At 54.4% G+C, this 18,282-nt stretch carries 18 protein-coding genes; 8 read left to right on the forward strand and 10 right to left on the reverse strand.

The window, feature by feature from the left end; all coding sequences use genetic code 11:
• Complete coding sequence (locus AC5TBW_RS18890) at positions 1–408, reverse strand: nuclear transport factor 2 family protein (RefSeq protein WP_495510025.1); 408 nt, start codon at positions 406–408, stop codon at positions 1–3.
• A gap of 39 nt (positions 409–447) precedes the next feature.
• Positions 448–1,269: a 3-oxoadipate:acetyl-CoA acetyltransferase gene (locus AC5TBW_RS18895; protein WP_495510026.1), complete on the reverse strand. Its 822-nt coding sequence runs from the start codon at positions 1,267–1,269 to the stop codon at positions 448–450.
• 283 nt (positions 1,270–1,552) lie between these two features.
• Between AC5TBW_RS18895 and AC5TBW_RS18900 the strand changes: the two genes are divergently transcribed.
• From AC5TBW_RS18900 to AC5TBW_RS18930, 7 genes are all read left to right on the forward strand, one after another.
• Entirely contained in the window at positions 1,553–3,208 is a 1,656-nt protein-coding gene (locus AC5TBW_RS18900; RefSeq protein WP_495510027.1) for an AMP-binding protein, read from the forward strand.
• 43 nt (positions 3,209–3,251) lie between these two features.
• Positions 3,252–4,019: an SDR family NAD(P)-dependent oxidoreductase gene (locus tag AC5TBW_RS18905; protein WP_495510028.1), complete on the forward strand. Its 768-nt coding sequence runs from the start codon at positions 3,252–3,254 to the stop codon at positions 4,017–4,019.
• Positions 4,020–4,086: 67 nt separating this feature from the next.
• Entirely contained in the window at positions 4,087–4,878 is a 792-nt protein-coding gene (locus tag AC5TBW_RS18910; RefSeq protein WP_240717831.1) for an enoyl-CoA hydratase-related protein, read from the forward strand.
• 56 nt (positions 4,879–4,934) lie between these two features.
• Positions 4,935–6,074, forward strand: a complete 1,140-nt coding sequence (aliB, locus tag AC5TBW_RS18915; RefSeq protein ID WP_495510029.1) for a cyclohexanecarboxyl-CoA dehydrogenase — start codon at positions 4,935–4,937, stop codon at positions 6,072–6,074.
• Positions 6,071–6,625 (forward strand): MarR family winged helix-turn-helix transcriptional regulator, encoded by a 555-nt coding sequence (locus AC5TBW_RS18920; RefSeq protein ID WP_495510030.1) that lies wholly within the window; start codon positions 6,071–6,073, stop codon positions 6,623–6,625. Before aliB ends, AC5TBW_RS18920 begins: the two co-directional genes overlap by 4 nt.
• 95 nt (positions 6,626–6,720) lie before the next feature.
• A complete protein-coding gene (locus AC5TBW_RS18925) occupies positions 6,721–7,941 on the forward strand; it encodes an ABC transporter substrate-binding protein (protein WP_495510031.1) in 1,221 nt (406 codons plus the stop codon).
• A 65-nt stretch (positions 7,942–8,006) separates the two neighbouring features.
• A complete protein-coding gene (locus AC5TBW_RS18930; RefSeq protein ID WP_495510032.1) occupies positions 8,007–8,675 on the forward strand; it encodes a nitroreductase in 669 nt (222 codons plus the stop codon).
• 58 nt (positions 8,676–8,733) lie between these two features.
• Here the strand turns inward: AC5TBW_RS18930 and pobA are convergent, their stop codons facing one another.
• Positions 8,734–9,918, reverse strand: a complete 1,185-nt coding sequence (gene pobA / locus AC5TBW_RS18935; RefSeq protein ID WP_495510033.1) for a 4-hydroxybenzoate 3-monooxygenase — start codon at positions 9,916–9,918, stop codon at positions 8,734–8,736.
• 147 nt (positions 9,919–10,065) lie between these two features.
• Here pobA and AC5TBW_RS18940 point away from each other — a divergent pair, with 147 nt between their 5' ends.
• Positions 10,066–10,992, forward strand: a complete 927-nt coding sequence (locus tag AC5TBW_RS18940; RefSeq protein WP_495510034.1) for a helix-turn-helix domain-containing protein — start codon at positions 10,066–10,068, stop codon at positions 10,990–10,992.
• On the opposite strand, the gene AC5TBW_RS18945 is transcribed toward AC5TBW_RS18940, so the two are convergent.
• From AC5TBW_RS18945 to AC5TBW_RS18975, 7 genes are all read right to left on the reverse strand, one after another.
• Positions 10,985–12,436, reverse strand: a complete 1,452-nt coding sequence (locus AC5TBW_RS18945) for an aldehyde dehydrogenase (protein ID WP_495510035.1) — start codon at positions 12,434–12,436, stop codon at positions 10,985–10,987. The genes AC5TBW_RS18940 and AC5TBW_RS18945 overlap by 8 nt on opposite strands.
• 27 nt (positions 12,437–12,463) lie before the next feature.
• Positions 12,464–13,753 (reverse strand): TRAP transporter large permease, encoded by a 1,290-nt coding sequence (locus AC5TBW_RS18950; protein ID WP_495510036.1) that lies wholly within the window; start codon positions 13,751–13,753, stop codon positions 12,464–12,466.
• On the reverse strand, positions 13,743–14,288 hold the full coding sequence (locus AC5TBW_RS18955) for a TRAP transporter small permease (protein ID WP_495510037.1): 546 nt from the start codon (positions 14,286–14,288) through the stop codon (positions 13,743–13,745). The genes AC5TBW_RS18950 and AC5TBW_RS18955 overlap by 11 nt, the downstream gene beginning before the upstream one ends.
• Positions 14,289–14,294: 6 nt before the next feature.
• Positions 14,295–15,326 carry a TRAP transporter substrate-binding protein gene (locus tag AC5TBW_RS18960; RefSeq protein WP_035556093.1) on the reverse strand — a complete coding sequence of 344 codons (1,032 nt, stop codon included), beginning with the start codon at positions 15,324–15,326 and terminating at the stop codon, positions 14,295–14,297.
• A gap of 324 nt (positions 15,327–15,650) precedes the next feature.
• Positions 15,651–16,295, reverse strand: a complete 645-nt coding sequence (gene pcaG, locus AC5TBW_RS18965; protein WP_495510038.1) for a protocatechuate 3,4-dioxygenase subunit alpha — start codon at positions 16,293–16,295, stop codon at positions 15,651–15,653.
• Positions 16,296–16,310: 15 nt separating this feature from the next.
• A complete protein-coding gene (gene pcaH, locus AC5TBW_RS18970; RefSeq protein ID WP_495510039.1) occupies positions 16,311–17,042 on the reverse strand; it encodes a protocatechuate 3,4-dioxygenase subunit beta in 732 nt (243 codons plus the stop codon).
• A 32-nt stretch (positions 17,043–17,074) separates the two neighbouring features.
• Entirely contained in the window at positions 17,075–18,271 is a 1,197-nt protein-coding gene (locus tag AC5TBW_RS18975; RefSeq protein WP_495510040.1) for an alpha/beta fold hydrolase, read from the reverse strand.
• Between the last annotated feature and the right edge of the window lie 11 nt (positions 18,272–18,282).

Genomic DNA, 18,282 nt, shown 5'->3' on the forward strand with positions numbered 1-18,282 from the left:
CTAAGAACTGGGCTTTGCCCACGCCGCACGCGTGCTGTGGGCTGCCGTTTTATTGGTGATTTTCCAAGCGCCATCGACCTTCACCAGGGCAATAACATCGACCCAGGAATCCGCAAGGTTTTCGCTATTGTCAAAGCCTAGCAACACGCTGGCGACTTCCCCGGCCTGAGTCACCGCAATAAAGCGACTCTTCACTGCGCGGCGGCTATCAGCCCAGCGCTCGAAACGATCGCTGATCAGATCAGTTGCTAACGCAGCATCAGCGTCCAAAGCAAAAATCCACGCATCCTTATGAAACGCTTCCTCTAACTTGTCTCTACTGCCTTGAAAGCCATCAACATATAGCTGCACAACACGCTTAATCTCGTCGATCTCAGGCGCATCACCTACGATAGTAATATCGGTCATAACTTAACTCCTGCAGTTTAATTGTCGGTTTTATATTTTTTATAACCCAAGCATCTCACGCGCCTGTTGCCAGGTCGCCACCGGCCGCTGGTACTTTTCGCATAGAGCAACGGTGCGCTCGACCAACGCCGCATTGGAAGGCGCCAGCGTTTCGCTATCCAGGCGTACGTTATCTTCAAGCCCGGTACGGGTGTGACCACCCGCCGCAATCGACCACTCGTTAAGCAGGTATTGATTGGCGCCGATGCCAGCACCACACCACTGCGCATTCGGCGCCAGTCGCTTGAGCGTCTCAATATAAAAATCAAACGTTGGCTTGTCCGCTGGCATCGAATTCTTGACCCCCATGACAAACTGCACGTAGAGCGGCGTCTTCAGCTTGCCTTGCTTTGAAAGATTCACCGCTTGGTGGATATGGGACAGATCAAACGCTTCGATTTCAGGCTTAACGCCGTACTTGAGCATCTCATCGGCAAGCCACTCCACCAACTGGGGCGGATTCTCGTAAACACGATTGGGGAAGTTGTTGGAGCCCACCGAGAGGCTAGCCATATCGGGTTTCAGCGACAGCATCCCGCCGCGTGCCTCACCAGCGCCAGATCGACCGCCGGTAGAGAGCTGAATGATCATGCCGGGGCAGCGCTTCTTAAGCCCTTCCATCAGCCGACCAAACTTCTCTGGGTCAGATGAAGGCGTTTGGTCATCGTTACGCACGTGGCAGTGAGCAATGGTAGCCCCCGCCTCAAACGCCGCCTGGGTGCTTTCAATCTGCTCTTCAACCGTGACGGGCACAGCAGGGTTGTTCTCTTTGCGTGGCAGGCTGCCGGTAATGGCGACGCAAATTATGCAAGGCTGAGACATAGAAACCTCCTTTTTGTTCGTATTGCGAATACTAATTTGTAATACGAACAAAATAGTTCACCTCCTTCTAAGCGTCAAATTTAATTCCTCAATGCTAGTTATCGGCCCAAGGGAGTGATGCAAATTCACTTTCAGAAGCGACGCTTTGGCATCTAAAATAAATGACAACTACTTGACATAATTTTAAAGCTAACCTACTTTCTAGCTTAACAAGGTGAAGCACTAGATTTTCTATCTAGGCCCTATAAAAACAAAATTGATAGCGATTTCTGGAGCATAAGGAATGTCTATTACTACCAACATGACAATAGACCGTCGTAATTCCATGAAGCAGTCAGGCGCCTGGAATGACATGCTCATTACAGATTATCTTGATAAAGCGGTAGCACAAGTCCCTGACAAACCAGCCATTGTTACCTACACCATAGCCTCTGGAGAGCGCACGCAGCTTAGCTATCGCGAACTCAATGAGCGGGTCACACAAATAGCCGTTGGGCTTGCCTCGCTTGGCATTCAGGTGGGGGAGGTGGTTTCGTGCCAATTGCCTAATTGGTGGCAAATGACCGCGCTCCACTTAGCGTGTGTTCGAGTTGGCGCGGTACTTAACCCGCTTATGCCCATTTTCCGCGAGCATGAGTTACGTTTTATGCTCGCCCAAGCCGAAAGTAAGCTGCTAGTCGTACCCGGCGTGTTTCGAGGTTTTAATCATGCTGCTATGGCAACCACGCTGAAGGCAGAATTGGCGTCGCTAACCCATGTGCTAGTGATTGGCGGTGAAGGAGAGTCCAGCTTTGAAGCACGACTGCTTAACCATGGCGAGGAACAGGCGCGCGATACTGCCGCACTATTTACGGAGCGTCGCCCATCCGGCGATGATGTTGTGCAACTGCTTTACACATCGGGTACTACGGGTAAGCCGAAAGGGGTAATGCACACCTCCAATACGCTGCTTAGCCATATTCGCCCCCTTGCCGAACGTTTAGCGCTGAATGCTGGTGATACCACCTTAATGCCTTCGCCTCTGGCGCATCAGTTAGGCTTTCTTTACGGCTTGATGATGCCGATCTACTTGCAGGCCACGGCCGTGCTTCAAGACACGTGGTTACCCGCTGAAGCAGTCAACATCGTGCGCCTTGAACAGCCCAATTTGATGCTGGGCTCTACCCCTTTTTTGGCAGATATCGCCGAGCAAGCAATTGCTCACGGAAGCGATCTGCAGTCTCTGAAGCTATTTCTATGCGCGGGCGCCCCTATACCTAGCCCGTTGGTAGAGAAAGCGGCGCGTAATTTACCCACTAAAATCATCTCCGCTTGGGGAATGACCGAGAACGGCGCCGTTACCACTACTCGTTTGGATGATGCGCCTTCGTGTTCAGTCGAAACCGATGGCGTCCCCCTGCCCTTTATGGAACTCAAAGTGACCGATATTGAGGGCAACATCTTGCCACCTAATCAAGAAGGCAGCCTATGGGTGCGCGGTGCCAGTCTATTTGTTGGCTACTTCAAGCAACCTGACCTTTACGGCGTAGATGAGGAAGGCTGGTTTCCAACGGGGGATTTAGCACGCCTCAATGAAGTGGGCTATGTGCGTATCACGGGCCGCTCTAAAGATGTGGTCATACGAGGCGGTGAGAATATCCCTATTGTGGATATCGAAAACACTCTTTATCAACATCCCGCGATTCAGGCGCTGGCGCTGGTTGGTCGGCCAGATGAGCGTTTAGGAGAGCGGTTGGTCGCTTACGTTGTGCTCAAAGAGGGTTACCCCAGCCTAAGCCTTGAAGAGATCACTCAGCTTCTTACCGAGCGGCATGTGACGCGCCAATACCATCCGGAGTTTCTTGAAGTGCTGGAAGAGTTGCCACGCACGCCTTCTGGAAAAATTCAGAAATTTAAGCTTCGCGACCAAGCGGCTATCCATTCCGATTCACGCTCTTAATGTGTCGTTATGCGCCTCAAATGGCCAGTAATGGGAAAACAATATGCAAGGTTTAACTGGAAAAACCGTAATAGTGACCGGCGGCGGCGGCGGCATTGGCCGCGCGGTGTGTCAACGCTTTGCTCAGGAAGGCGCGCTGGTCGCTGTGCTTGACCTTGATGAGAAAGCCGCCCAAGTAAGTGTCGACAGCATTATTGAAGCGGGCGGTAACGCTCGCGCTTACGCCGCAGATATCACCGATTACCGCGCAATCGAAGTGACCGTTAAGCGCATTGAAGCAGAGCTCGGCACGCCCACTATTTTGATTAATAACGCGGGCTTTGACCGCTTTATGCCGTTTCTTAAAACCGACCCTGCGATGTGGGAGTCACTGATTGCCGTCAACCTGACCGGCGCGCTCAATATGCACCACATCGTATTACCAAGAATGGTTGAGGCGGGCGGTGGCAAGGTGGTCAACATTGCCTCGGATGCAGCCCGAGTGGGCTCTTCTGGTGAAGCCGTTTATGCCGCCTGCAAGGCAGGGCTGCTCGGTTTAAGTAAAACCCTCGCCCGGGAGCTGGCCACCAAAAATATTACGTTCAACGTCGTTTGTCCTGGCCCTACCGATACTGCCCTTTTAAAAGGCGTGGCAGATACCTCCCGCGACCCAGAGAAGCTATTGGAAGCCTTCCGCAACGCTGTGCCTATGCGCCGGATAGGTCAACCTGAAGATTATCCCGGGATTATCGTGATGCTCGCGAGCGATGAAGCGAATTTTATTACCGGGCAGGTTATCAGCGTCTCCGGCGGGCTAACCATGGCTGGTTAACGCAAGTCACTTACAGCGACCAACTGTTTACAACAATAAGGCGCTTACAAAAACAAGGAGCTGCATCATGAGCCATACCACTCACTACGAAGATATCTTGTATGAGGTAGACGACGGCGTCGCGACGATCACTATTAACCGTCCCGAGCGCTATAACGCCTTCCGCGGACAAACCTGTATGGAACTGCTAGATGCCTTCAACCGTGCTGGCTGGGACAAATCGATTGGCGTCATTGTGCTCACCGGAGCGGGGGACAAGGCATTCTGTACCGGGGGCGATCAGGGTGCGCATGAGGGCCAATACGATGGCCGCGGCATCATCGGCCTACCGGTAGAGGAGCTGCAAACGCTCATCCGCCAAGTGCCTAAACCGGTCATTGCACGAGTGAATGGGTTTGCCATTGGCGGCGGGCACGTTTTACACGTGGTCTGCGATCTAAGCATTGCGTCAGAGACAGCCATTTTTGGTCAGGTGGGTCCAAAAGTGGGATCGGTTGATCCCGGCTTTGGCACCGCTTATCTCGCCCGCGTCATTGGCGAAAAACGGGCGCGTGAAATCTGGTATCTGTGCCGAAAATATACGGCTCAGCAAGCGCTCGATTGGGGGCTGCTCAACGCGGTGGTGCCGCCTGAACTGCTCGACGAGGAAGTGCGTAAATGGTGTGACGAAATTCTTGAGAAAAGCCCTACTGCCCTCTCCATCGCCAAGCGTTCGTTCAATGCAGACAGCGAGAATATCGCCGGTATTGGGGCACTCGGTATGCAGGCGCTAAGCCTCTACTACGACACCAAAGAGTCGCAGGAAGGTGTTGCCGCGTTTAAGGAAAAGCGTAAGCCCGAATTTCGTAAATATTATTAGTCATAACCGTTACTCCCCTCCACAAAGGGTAGTCTCAAGAGAGCGAGTAAAGCGTCATGAATTTTGCATTTACCGAACAGCAAGAAGTCATTCGCGACACCATTGCACGGTTTGCCAGCGAACGATTAGCGCCTCGCTATCGTCAGCGCGAGCAGGCGGCATGCATTGAGCGTGAGATCGTCTCCGAGTTAGGCCAGATGGGCTGCCTGGGCGGTGAGCTACCCGAAAAGTTCGGTGGCAGCGGGCTGGACTGTATTACCACTGGCGTGATTGTTGAAGAGATCGCCAGGGGTGACTTTAATGTCGGCTACTTGCCCCTGCTCGCTTCTCTTAATGGTCAAATCATCGCCCATCACGCCCGGCCGGAATTGGCCCAAGAGTGGTTATCAGGCATTACGGCTGGACATAAGATCTGCTGTATCGCGCTTACCGAGCCGCACGGCGGTTCAGATGCTGCCAACCTTAAGCTCAAAGCGACCCGTGACGGTGATAGCTTTCTGCTAAATGGTGAAAAAACCTCCATTTCCATGGCCGATCAGGCGGATGTAGCGGTGGTCTTTGCTCGTACTGGCACACAAGAGCAGCGCGCCAGCGGCATCAGCGCGTTTTTAGTACCCATGGAGAGCCAAGGTATTTCTACCAGTCGCTTTGAGGATTCAGGCCAACGAGCCATTGGCCGCGGCTCTATTTTCTTCGACAATGTGCGCGTGCCTGCCGACCACATGCTAGGCATCGAGGGACAGGGCTTTAAGCAGGTGATGCAGGGGTTTGACTATAGTCGTGCGCTGATTGGTTTACAGTGTTTGGCTGTTGCTCAGCAGTCGCTGGATGAAACCTGGCAGTGGCTCACCCAGCGTGAAGCCTTTGGCCAGCCGTTAGCCGCCTTCCAAGGCTTGACCCATCCATTGGCGGAATACCAAACCTACGTACAAGCGGCGCGGCTGCAGTGTTATTACGCGCTGTGGTTAAAAGACAACCACCGTCCGCATACCGCTGAAGCGGCAATGAATAAGTGGTGGGGACCGAAGCTAGCCTTTGATGTGATCAAACAGTGCATGCTGGCACACGGGCATACGGGCTGGGGGAAAGATTTGCCGTTTTCCCAGCGTATGCGTGATGTACTAGGGCTGCAGATTGGTGATGGCACGGCTCAGATTATGAAAAATATTATTGCGCGTCAGTCGGTCTCTGCGTGAACGCTGGCTTCTTGCTTGTCTCACTTGATCGCCTGGGCGCTGACTCTATCGACCCAGTCAAGGATATGCCGATGGCGAGTGAAGACGACAAAAGCGTGGAAAACCGACTTTTTTTTCGGCTTTTTCAGGTCAGCAATATTCTGCAAAAGCAGACGATAAGTGAAGTGGGCCTGACCACCGTACAGTGGGCAGTGCTGGGCGCCCTTTCACGCAAAGGCTTTGAAGAGGGGATTTCGTTTAATGCGCTTACCGAGTATTTGGTGGTTAGCCGTCAAAGCCTGGACGGCGTACTCAAGCGTTTAGAGCGCGATGCTCATGTTGAACGTATTGCTCATCCCGATGACAAGCGCGCACGAATTATTTTACTGACCAGCCAAGGTCGCGCCTTTTGGGAAAGTTTACAGCCCCGTATTCATGAGTTTTACCGTGATGGGCTTGGCAGTTTTTCCTTCGATGAAACCGTCAGCTTATTGCACTACCTCAATAAACTTCAGCACGATTTAGAAAATACCGCGCTAAACGCTAAGGAGGAAACGACCGAAACACCATAACCAACCCAACGAACGGCGCTGTTAAAGCGCACTCAGTGTTACTACCCATACCGATAACAACAATCTGCCTCGTCTTGCGCGGGGTTGGGGGTTCTATGTCTGCTCTAAATAAACAACCATTAGCCATTGCGTTAAGCATCGCATTTGCCAGTGCATTCAGCAGCGCTCAGGCAAGCGTCAGCGATAATGAAATCCGTATCGGCTATTTATCCGATATGTCAGGGCCCTATCGCGATTTAGCCGGCCCTGGTGGTTTGGAAGCGGTGAATATGGCAGTCGAAGACCACGACGGTGAGATTAATGGCGCACCGATTGTGGTGTTTAGTGGTGATGACCGAAACAGCGCTGATGTGGGTGCCAATACCGTACGTGAATGGATCGATCAGCGTAATGTCGATATGGTCGCAGGCATGGTGGCCTCGTCGGTGACTATTGCTGCCACGCAGCTTCTGGCTGAAAACGATAAGCTTGCCATGGTGGCGGGTGCCGCAGCACTGAGCATCACCAACGAGTACTGCACACCTAACCATGTGCAGTGGGTCTACGACACTTACGCCATGTCTAATGGAGCCGCTAAAGCGATACTCGAAGAAGGTGGTGATAGCTGGTACATGATTACCGCTGACTATGCCTTTGGCCACTCGCTGGAAAACGATGTCACCGCTGTCGTGGAAGCGCATGGCGGCGAGGTTCTGGGTAGCGTGCGCCATCCGCTAAATACCAGCGACTTCTCCTCGTATGTGCTGCAAGCGCAAAGCTCAGGCGCCAAGATCGTAGGGCTGGCGAATGCGGGGGCCGACACCGTTAATGCGATCAGCACAGCTGGGCAATTTGGCTTAGCACAGTCCGGTCAATCACTCGCCGGTTTAATGGTGTTTTTAAACGATATACACGCGCTGGGTTTAGAAAGCACCCAAGGTATGCAACTAACGACCGGCTGGTACTGGGATTTGAATGAGGCTTCAAGGGCCTGGGCAGAGCGCTATCAAGCGCGTACCGGCCGGATGCCCACCATGGTACAGGCAGGCGTTTACTCCAGCGTTATTCACTACTTAAATGCCGTTGAAGCCAGCGGTACGGACGACTCAGCTACCGTTCGCGCCATGATGCAAGACACGCCCATTAACGACATGTTCGCCACCAACGGCTACATTCGTGATGATGGTCGCATGGTGCATGATATGTACCTAGCCAGAGTGAAAACACCGGAAGCCTCGAGCGGCGAGTGGGATCTTTACGAAATACTTCGCACGATTCCGGGTGAAGAAGCTTTTCAATCGCTGAAAGAGAGCCGTTGTCACTTGGTCACCCAATAACATCATTCCAATTCGCGCGGTATGCTCGCGGTAGGGCACCGCGCGGCTTTTTAAGGAGTGCCTGCATGCATGTAGATACCGCCATTACCAGCCGCAAATCGGTGCGCCGTTTTCTTGCCACTCCTGTCGACAGCGCAACGATTATGCACATATTGCAGATTGCGAGCCGCGCGCCCAGCGGTAGCAATATCCAGCCTTGGAAAGTGCATGTGGTGGCGGGTGCCGCTAAAGACCAACTGTGCCAGCGGTTATTGAACGCCGTAGATCTCGGCAAAAGCGATCCACCCGAGTATCACTACTACCCGCAGAATTGGTTTGAGCCCTACCTGGAACGCCGCCGACGCTGTGGCTTTGGGCTTTATGCCACGCTAGGCATCGGCCGCGAAGACAAAGCCAAACGAGAAGCCCAGGCACGGCGGAATTTTCACTTTTTTGATGCGCCCATAGGGCTTTTCATCACCATGGATCGCCGCCTGGAAGCCGGTAGTTTTATGGATTGCGGCATGTTTATCCAAAGCATCATGCTGGCCGCCCGGGGCCAAGGTCTACATACCTGTCCCCAGGCTGCTTTTGCTTGGCACCACACGCTTATTCGCGATGAGCTTAAGTTGGATGAAAGCTCGCTACTGCTCTGCGGCATAGCGCTAGGCTACGAAGACACTCAGGCACCCGAAAACGGCTTTATTACTGAGCGAGAAAGCGCGGAGAACTTCACGACGTTTCATGGCGTTTAAGAACAAAAAAGCCCAAGCAGACGCTTGGGCAATAAGGACAACGGGAAAGGGCCAAGCGCTACTCAAGCGGCTCATAGGGCAAACCAACATAGTTTTCTGCGATGGTCGTCATCCCTGCTTTAGAGCTAGTCACATAATCTAATTCGGCCAGCTGCATACGGCTGTTGAAGTCCTCCTCATCAGAGAAATTGTGCAGCATGGAGGTCATCCACCAGGAGAAGCGCTCGGCTTTCCAGATGCGCTTCAAGCACGTTTGTGAGTAGCGCTCGATCAAATCCGTGCGTCCTTCCTGGTATACCTTCACCATTAGCCGATAGAGCGTATTCACATCGCTGGCGGCCAGATTCAGCCCTTTGGCACCGGTAGGCGGTACGATATGTGCCGCATCGCCGACCAGAAATAGCCGCCCGTACTGCATGGGTTCGACCACATAGCTACGCAGCGGGGCGATACTCTTCTCGATGGATGGCCCAGTAACGAGCTTTTGGGCGACCTCGTCCGGCAGGCGGCGCTTCAGCTCTTCCCAAAAGCGCTCGTCAGACCAGTCCTCTACTTTTTCATCCAAAGGCACTTGAAGGTAGTAACGGCTGCGGGTAGCTGAGCGCATGCTGCACAGGCTGAAGCCTCGCTCGTGGCGTGCATAAATTAGCTCATCGGACACCGGCGGAGTATCCGAGAGCATGCCTAACCAACCAAACGGGTATACCTTTTCGAACTCTTTAATGCGGTCTTGAGGAATCGCCTGGCGGGAGACGCCATGATAGCCATCACAACCGGCGATGTAATCGCAGTCGAGCCTGACCGTTTCACCGTTGTGCTCAAAGGTGAGATAGGGATTGTCACTCTCCAGGTCGTAGGGCTGGACGTTTTCTGCTTCATAAAGTGTTGTTGCGCCAGAGGCTTCGCGGGACTCCATTAAATCCCGCGTTACCTCTGTTTGGCCGTACACCATCACTTTGCTGCCGCCGGTTAACTCATCCAGAGCAACCCGCACGCGGCGGTTGTCGAAGACAAGTTCAAAGCCGTCATGGGGCAAGCCTTCTTTATCCATGCGCTGGTCAACCCCCGCCTCGCGCAGCAGGTCCACCATGCCCTGCTCAAGCACGCCTGCGCGGATACGGCTTAACACATACTCACCGCTACGCCGCTCGACAATCACGTTATCAATGCCTTGGCGATGCAGTAGCTGGCCCAGTAAGAGGCCAGAAGGGCCTGCGCCAATAATCGCGACCTGGGTCTTCATAAGGAGTGCCTCATCGTTGTCATTATCTAAAACGCTATAAGTTGTATTTTTCAATGAAACACGCCGCACAATAAGGCATGATTTAGATCAATTATTGGACATTTAGCGCTTTATCACCCCACCTTAGTCGTAAAGGAGATGCAGGAGATGGCAGCGTCATCGGCAACCTCCGTTCCAGTATTTAAACTCTATGGCGAGACCCAGCACTGGCCGACACCCGATTTGCTTCACTGCGAATCGATTCCCGAGCGCAGCCAACTGCATAACTGGATTATCCGCCCGCATCGTCACGCCGATCTGGTGCACATTCTATTTATTAGCCAAGGAAGCGTTGAGTTAGCGCTGGAGGGAACGAGTCATCAATTACAGGGTGTCGTCACTATTATTGTGCCCGCGATGGCAATTCACGGCTTTCACTTCTCGCCTGATGTACAAGGGCACATTATTACCCTGGCCAAACCGCTGGCAGACCACTTACATGGCCTTATGGGTGAGAGTAGTACGCTTAAAAAAGCAGACTTCTACCGCCTACCCCTTTCGAGCCAAACAGGTTCAAACCCACCCTCGCGAATTGCCACGCTGGTGTCTCAGATCGACCAGGAGTATCGTCAGCCTGCTCCCGGCCGCGATAGGCTGCTCGAAGCGCTAATTCAAGCCTTGGTGGTTGAGCTGTCGCGTCTTAGTGCCGCTGGAAACCCTGCAAAACGTTATGGTCCCCGCCAAAGCGATAAAGGTCGGCAGCATATAGAGCACTATCAAGCGCTGGTCGAAGCGCACTATCGCGAACAGCCCAGCATTGAAGCGTTAGCCGAGCAGTTAGGGGTGAGTAGCGCGCACTTGAATATGCTGTGTCGCCAAATTGCCGGTCGCAGTGCCCTGCAATTGCTGCATGAACGCCTATTGCTAGAAGCCAAGCGCCAGCTCACCTATACCAATATGACCATAGGCCAAATCTCTGACAGCTTAGGCTTCTCTGAACCCGCCTACTTCACGCGCTTTTTTAAGCGTAATACAGCGCTTTCACCACGCGAGTTTCGGCTGCGCCAAGCAACGGTTAACGATATCGCTAAATAGGATAATGCCGAGGCCCTAGCTGCATCGTCATCCAGCGCAGTTCGGTGAATTCTTCGATGCCTGCTTTGCCCCCAAAACGTCCGTAGCCGCTGGATTTGACGCCGCCGAAGGGCATTTGCGGTTCATCGTGTACCGTGGGGGCGTTGATATGGCAGATACCCGTTTGTAAGCGGCCTGCCACTTTCATGGCGCGTGCGCTATCGCGGCTGAATACCGCCGATGAGAGGCCGTACTCGCTATCGTTGGCTATGCGGATTGCCTCTTCTTCACCGTTAACGCGAATCACCGCGACGACCGGGCCAAACGACTCTTCGCTATATAGCCGCATAGCACTGGTCACACCATCGATGACCGTGGCCTGCATCACCACGCCCTCGGCTTTGCCACCCGCGGCTAAGTGGGCGCCTTGAGTCACTGCATCATCGATGAGGCTATTTAGTTTTTCACCTGACTGCACGTTGATTAGCGTACCGAGCGCGTTGCTTTCATCACGCGGGTCACCTGCTTTTAGCGCCTGAGCCCGCGCAGCAAATTTCTCGACAAAGGTATCCGCCACTTGGTTATCGACAATAACCCGCTCGGTGGACATGCAGATCTGGCCTTGGTTAAAGAACGCGCCAAAAATCGCTGCGTCCACGGCCGCATCTATATCTGCATCATCCAATACTAAAAACGGTGCCTTGCCACCCAGTTCAAGCAGCACGGGCTTTAAATACTTGGCCGCTTGCTCGGCAATGATTTTGCCCACACCGGTGGAGCCGGTGAAATTAATCCGCCGCACGGCGGGATGGGCAATGAGCGCACTCACTACATCAGCGGCGTTATCCGGTGCGTTAGTAATCACGTTAACGATGCCATCACCAAACCCCGCTTCTTGAAGCACTTCACCAATCAAGTGATGCGTCGCCGGGCACTGCTCGGAAGCTTTCAAAATAACGCTATTGCCGCAGGCCAAGGGTGTGGCGATGGCCCGCGTACCCAGAATGATCGGCGCATTCCAGGGCGCGATGCCCACGACGACACCACACGGCACACGCACACCCATGGCCATACTGTCGGGCACGTTAGAGGGAATGATATCGCCCTGGATTTGCGTCGTTAACGCCGCCGCCTCACGCAATACATCGGCCGCTACTTTGACGTTAAACCCGGCCCAGCCGGGGGTGGCGCCGGTTTCCTCCACCATTCGATCGATGAAATCCCCCTGACGTGCCTCCATGAGCTCAGCCGCTTTTAGAAGCTTGGCGCGCCGCTCCCCTGGGCCCGTTTTTGACCATGCTTCAAACGCCCGGCCTGCGGCGTCCGCAGCCGTGTTCGCATCACCGACACTTGCCGCCGCAGCAGTGGTAACCACTTCACCGCTTAATGGATTCGCACGGGTAAAGGTGGCGGTTTGCTCGGCAGCGATTGATTGGCCCGCCGACAATAGCTGTGTGGTGAACATGGCATTAACTCCTTGTAATAAAAAAGCCTACAGCAGAAACATCGTGCTCAAGATAGGGAAAGCGATGAGCAACGCCAGGCGTAGTAAGTCAGAGACCACAAACGGCGCGACCCCTTTAAAAATCTCACCTAGCCCCACATGCGGCGCCATCGCTTTAATCACAAACACGTTCATCCCTACCGGTGGCGTCATCAGCCCCAGCTCCACTGTCAGTACGGTAAGAATACCGAACCAGACAGGATCAATGCCCATCGATTGAATGATCGGATACACCACAGGAACGGTGATCACCAGCATGGCGATGGAGTCCATAAACATGCCCAGCACAAAGTAGAGCGCCAGGATGCACAGCACGACGACGAGTGGCGTTAGGTCCATGCCGTAGAGCACGTCGGTAATGGAGAACGAAATACGTGAGACTGAGATGAAATAACCCAGCGTTTCCGCCCCCACCAGCATAAAGAACACCACGGCAGAGAGCGCCAAGGTCTCTTGGACGCTGGCCCATAACTGTGCACTGCGCATCCCTTTTACGAGGGCATAAATCAAAGTGGCAAATGCCCCTACGCTGGCCCCTTCTGTTGGCGTAAAGGCACCAAAATAGATGCCTAAAATCATCACCAGGAAAACGCCAAAAAAGGGCATCAAGCCGGTGAGAGAGAGCAGTTTTTCTTTCCAAGCCGTAGGCTCGCCGGCCACCGCAAGGGAGGGGCGCAGCCACATCACCACGGTAACGGTAAGGGAATACATCACCAGCCCCAGTAGGCCAGGGATCAAGCCCGCCATGAACATATCGCCCACGGACTGCTCAGTAAGAATGGCGTAGATCAGTAGCGCAATACTTGGCGGAATCATGATGCCCAGCGTGCCGCCTGCGGCCAGCGCGCCGGTCGCTAAACCACGGTTATAGCCATAGCGCTCCATCTCCGGCAGCGCTACCCGGGTCATGGTACTGGCAGTCGCCAATGAGGAACCGGAAATCGCCGAGAAGATACCGCAAGAGCCCACCGCCGCAATCGCCAGGCCGCCCTTCCAGCCACCGCAAATGACCCGCGTTGAATCAAACAGTTTACCGGCCATGCCCGAATGGGCCGCCAGCACGCCCATTAAGATAAACATGGGTACGGCACTAAAGCTGTAGTTCGAGAGTACTTCTATCGGCACCGTTTTTAACTGTGCAACGGCTGCGTCCCAGCTAATGATTTGCGCAAAGCCCCCCACGCCCACGACCAGCATCGTGAGGGCAACGGGCACACGCAGAATCATCAATACCAATAAAAGCCCTAGCCCGATGGCGCCAATCGCTTCACTCCCCATGAGCCGCCTCCTCACCTGTGGCATAGATCATGCCCAGCAGCGCATGTATAAAACTTCGCAACCCCAGCAGTAAGCTGAGCACCGCTGCCAATTGGAAAATAGGGCCCATGGGCAAGCGCAGATCTTGAGTGATTTCCCCGTACTGCGTGGCAGCAGCGGCAGAATCCAGTAACCCCACAAACAGGATCAGCCCCAGCGCCGTAAAGCCAAGCAAAAAAAGACCGTGGATACGATTTTTTATCGCCTGGGGTAGGCGGTGCGAGAAAGCTTCCACCACCACTTGGCTTTTCTCGACATTAGCGGCCATCGCCGCCAATAGCGCGAACAGCATCAAATAGCTAACCAACTCAACGCTGCCAGTAACACGCAACGCAATGGCCCCTTCCGTTAGCCGGGAGAGGTAGCGAGTACTGACATCGGCAATGGTCACCGCCAACAGCCCGATCAGTGCGACACCCGCCACCAATCGACAAATAAGGGCCAGCCAATGGCTGGCCCGATAAAGGAGTTGTTGAAAAGAGAGAGTAGAGTGCATGAAAACTTACCCCTCTTGGGTACCACAAGACTCGCTAGCAGCCAATGCAGCCTCATACACCTCGCGGGCTTGACTCAAACCACGCTCTTCCAACTGTGTTAGGTAATTTTCGATACCGGTTTCGAGCGGCTCTTGCCAATCAGGGTGTTGAAGCGGGTTTTCGATTTCACGGATAGTATGGCCCGCATCAACCGCTTCCTGCTTACCTTCCACATCTAGGCGATCAAACACGGCACCGGCGTTTTCAGCCCATTTCATGCCTGAGTTATTATCAATGACCGCTTGCTGCTCGGGGGTCAGGCCGTCATAGGCACGCTGGTTCATGGTGGCGACAAAGATCAGCGTATAAAACGGCACTTCGGTGTGATAACTGACGAGTTCGTTAACGCGGAAACCTTTTAAACCTTCCCAAGGAAAGCTCAAGCCATCAATGACGCCCCGCTGCATGGAGGTGTAGATATCTGGCGCTGGCATACCCACCGGGCTTGCGCCCATATTTTCCAGCATCTCACCCGCCACCGCCGTGGGGCGACGAATGCGCAGCCCTTCCAGGTCGGCAGGGGTTTGCACATCGGTATCGATGGTATGAATGCCGCCAGGCCCAGTGGTAAACATAAACAGCGGGCGGGTATCTTCGTATTCGCTATCCAGATGGCCGTCGTCGTAGAGCGTTTGCAGCACACACGCCCCTTGCGTTGCCGTTGAGGCTACACCGGGCAACTCGACAATTTGCGACAGCGGGAAACGGCCAGCCGTATAACCCTGTGCCGTGGCGCCAATGTCAGCGATGCCGTTGGCAGCGGCTTCATAAATGGAGTCCGGTTTGGCTAAGGTACCGGCGGGAAACATTTGAATGGTTAGATCGCCATTGGATTCTTCTTCAATGGTATCGGCCCACGCCTGCAAAACATCTTGATTAACACCTGAAGGGCCAGGCCAAAAGTGCGCCATACGCAGTGTAGTCTCTGCCTGGGCTGAGCTAACAGCCAAGCCAGCAATCGCTGCTGCCAACACACAACGGGATAGGGACATTTTCATTGGAGCCTCCAGGACTTTTTGGATTATTGTAAGTTCGTATAGCGAATAGTAGTTCGCTTTAAGTATTCACACTAATTCACTATGAGGCGTAGGGCTAATCGACATTCGTCTATGTTCAGGCTATGCCGTCCGGTCTTTTCAGCTTCCTGCCTCGTACCACCAGTGTTGCTGCTTTCGAGCCTTCTCCAAAAGGTACAATGACGGTCAAAAGTTGGATTTTTACAAGATCAACGCCCGACCAAGGTCGAACCCAAACGAAAAAAGCGCTGCTTACGAATAAGCAACGCTTTTCAGTTTTATTCACAAACTTTGTAGACTATAGGGCTAGAAATCAAAAAAGACCGTCTCGCCTTCACCTTGCAGACGAATATCTAAACGGTAACGCACTTTGCCATCGTTCTCTTCACGCTTGGCGATCAGCGTTTGGCGGCGCATCGGAGACTCAATGCGCGATAACACCGGGCACTGGGCGTTCGCTTCTGATTCGTCGTCAAAATAGAGCCGCGTTTGCAGGTGGATATTCACCCCACGGGCAAACAGCGTCAGGTTGATATGCGGTGCCATTGGCTGGCCGCTGGGGTGCTTCACCGCGCCGGGCTTGATGGTGGTCAACGACCACTCGCTGCCGTGATCAAACGTCGTCGCGGTACGCCCGAAGCTATTGAACGGCTTGCTGAGGTCGTAGTCGGCCTGGTAGTCACCGTTAGCATCGGCCTGCCATGCTTCTAAAAAGGCATCGCGCACCAAGTCGCCGTTGCCGTCAATGACAATGCCGACCACTTCGATGTGCTCGCCCTCGGCTTCCGGCTTGGCCATTTCGTTCCAGATCTCTTCATCGCGCACCGGGTTGCCTGCCGCGGCAAGCGCCAGACCAATATGCACGTAGGGACCAGCGGTTTGCGAGGCGGTTTCACGCAACATGAGTTCGCTGGTCGGCTGGCTGTTGGGCTGAATAGAAGGCTGTTTCATGATGTCTCCTCGCCCTTATTGGTTTTCAAAGTAGGTTTGCAGTTCGCCGCGTACCACCACATCAAATCGATAGGCCAAGCAGTCCATCGGCTTGCTGTGGGCCATATCAAGCCGCCCAATCATCGTCTCAACCGCGAGCGGGTCTTTTAGCGTATGCACGATGGGGCACAGGGGAATCAGCGGGTCGCCCTCGAAGTACATCTGGGTGATCAGCCGAGTAGAGATCGAAGGCCCGGTGACTGAGACGTGAATATGCGCAGGCCGCCAGCTATTCATATCATTGGGCCACGGGTAGGGGCCAGGCTTGATGGTGCGAAAACGGTACATACCCTGCTCATCGGTCAAGCAGCGACCTACACCGCCAAAATTAGGATCTAACGGCGCCAAATACTTATCGTTTTTGTGGCGGTAGCGCCCACCGGCATTGGCCTGCCACATTTCCACTAGCGTATGCGGTACCGGCTTACCGAACTGGTCGACGACTCGGCCAAACATAATGATCCGCTCGCCCTGGGGGAGCCCGCCCTGGCCTGGATCCTGGCGGAAGTTCAGCAGTAGATCATTATCGTGTGGCCCCATGCGCAGATGGCTGAAGTCCGGGCCGGTCAGTTCTGAAGCTGTCGGCTGCTGCATGCTCACCAGCGCCTGCTGAGGCGAGCGCGCCACCGAGGTTTTATAACCCGGCGCGTAGGCAGGCGGATGCCAGTTACGATCACGGGCCACAAAGCGTTTGTTATCGTGGGTCATCACCCTTACCTCTCATCCATTATTTTGACTCGCTACTCGCCCCAGCCCAACTCTTTGGCAAGGGCAAAGGCGTGATTCGCCGCTGGTACGCCACCGTAAATGGCTACGTGCATCAGCACTTGGCGCAACTCGGCTTCCGTTAGCCCAATACGCTTGGCGGTTTTCAAATGCAGCGTTAGCTCTTCACGGCCGAGGGCGGCGAGAATCCCGGTGGTGATCATGCTACGTTCGCGGCGGGTTAGGTCGTCGTTGGTCCACAGCTCGCCCCAGGCCAAGCGGGTAATCATCTGCTGGAAGGGGGCATCCAGACTGTTGGCATTGGCGGTGGAGCGCGCCACATGCTCTTCTCCCAATACCTGCTTGCGGGTTTCCAGGCCAGTAGCGTAGGCCACACCATGATTGGCTACATCTCCCAGATCCGTTGCCAGCACGGAGAGAAGCTTTTGCGCGAACAGCGTCGGGGCTTCTACCGCAGGCACGTGGCCCATGCCGTCAAAAATCTCCAACGGTGCGCCATCGAGTTCCGCAGCGAGTGCTTCCAGCGTGGCAGGCGGCGTGGCCATATCTTCACTGCCGCCAAACAGCTGTACTCTGACCTTTTTAGGGAGGTCCTTATGAGGGACGCTCTTACCTGAGAGCTTCCCGGTAAACGTATCGCGGCCGAGCATTTCGCACAGCTGAGCGTAAGACTCATCGTCGCCACGGCCCATTTGCACGCACCAGCCCGCTTTCAGCGCGGGGCTTGCCTCAAACGCCGCTGGCGCAAACCAGCGCGGCACGATCTCTTCAGACATCGCCGCCAAGCCTTCCTGACGCACTCGACCTGCGCGGGTGGTCCAGAGATCCGGATTACCAATCACCGCGCCAGTATTGGTCAGCGTAGCTGAGAGCAGGTGGTCACTATGCTCGGCAATCAACTGTTGGCCGACGACACCGCCAATGGAGGTACCGGCAAAGTGAAAGCGCTGCGCGCCCGCCAGTTCTACCAGCGCCAATGCTTCTGCCGCTAGATCAGCGGGAGTGACTTGTGCACCGCTGACTGCCTGACTAGCACCGTGACCGGGTAGATCCCAAGTCAGCACCCGATAGCGGGGCAGTAGCGCGGGGATCACGTCGTCCCATACCGCTTGGCTCATGCCCAGGGGATGCGCCAGCACTACGAGCGGATTCACGTCTGCGCCGAGCAGCCGGTAGGCCACGCTGCGGCCATTGATGGTATGAAAGGCCATGACTGTCTCCG

The sequence above is a fragment of the Vreelandella sp. ssv genome (genome assembly GCF_059448525.1).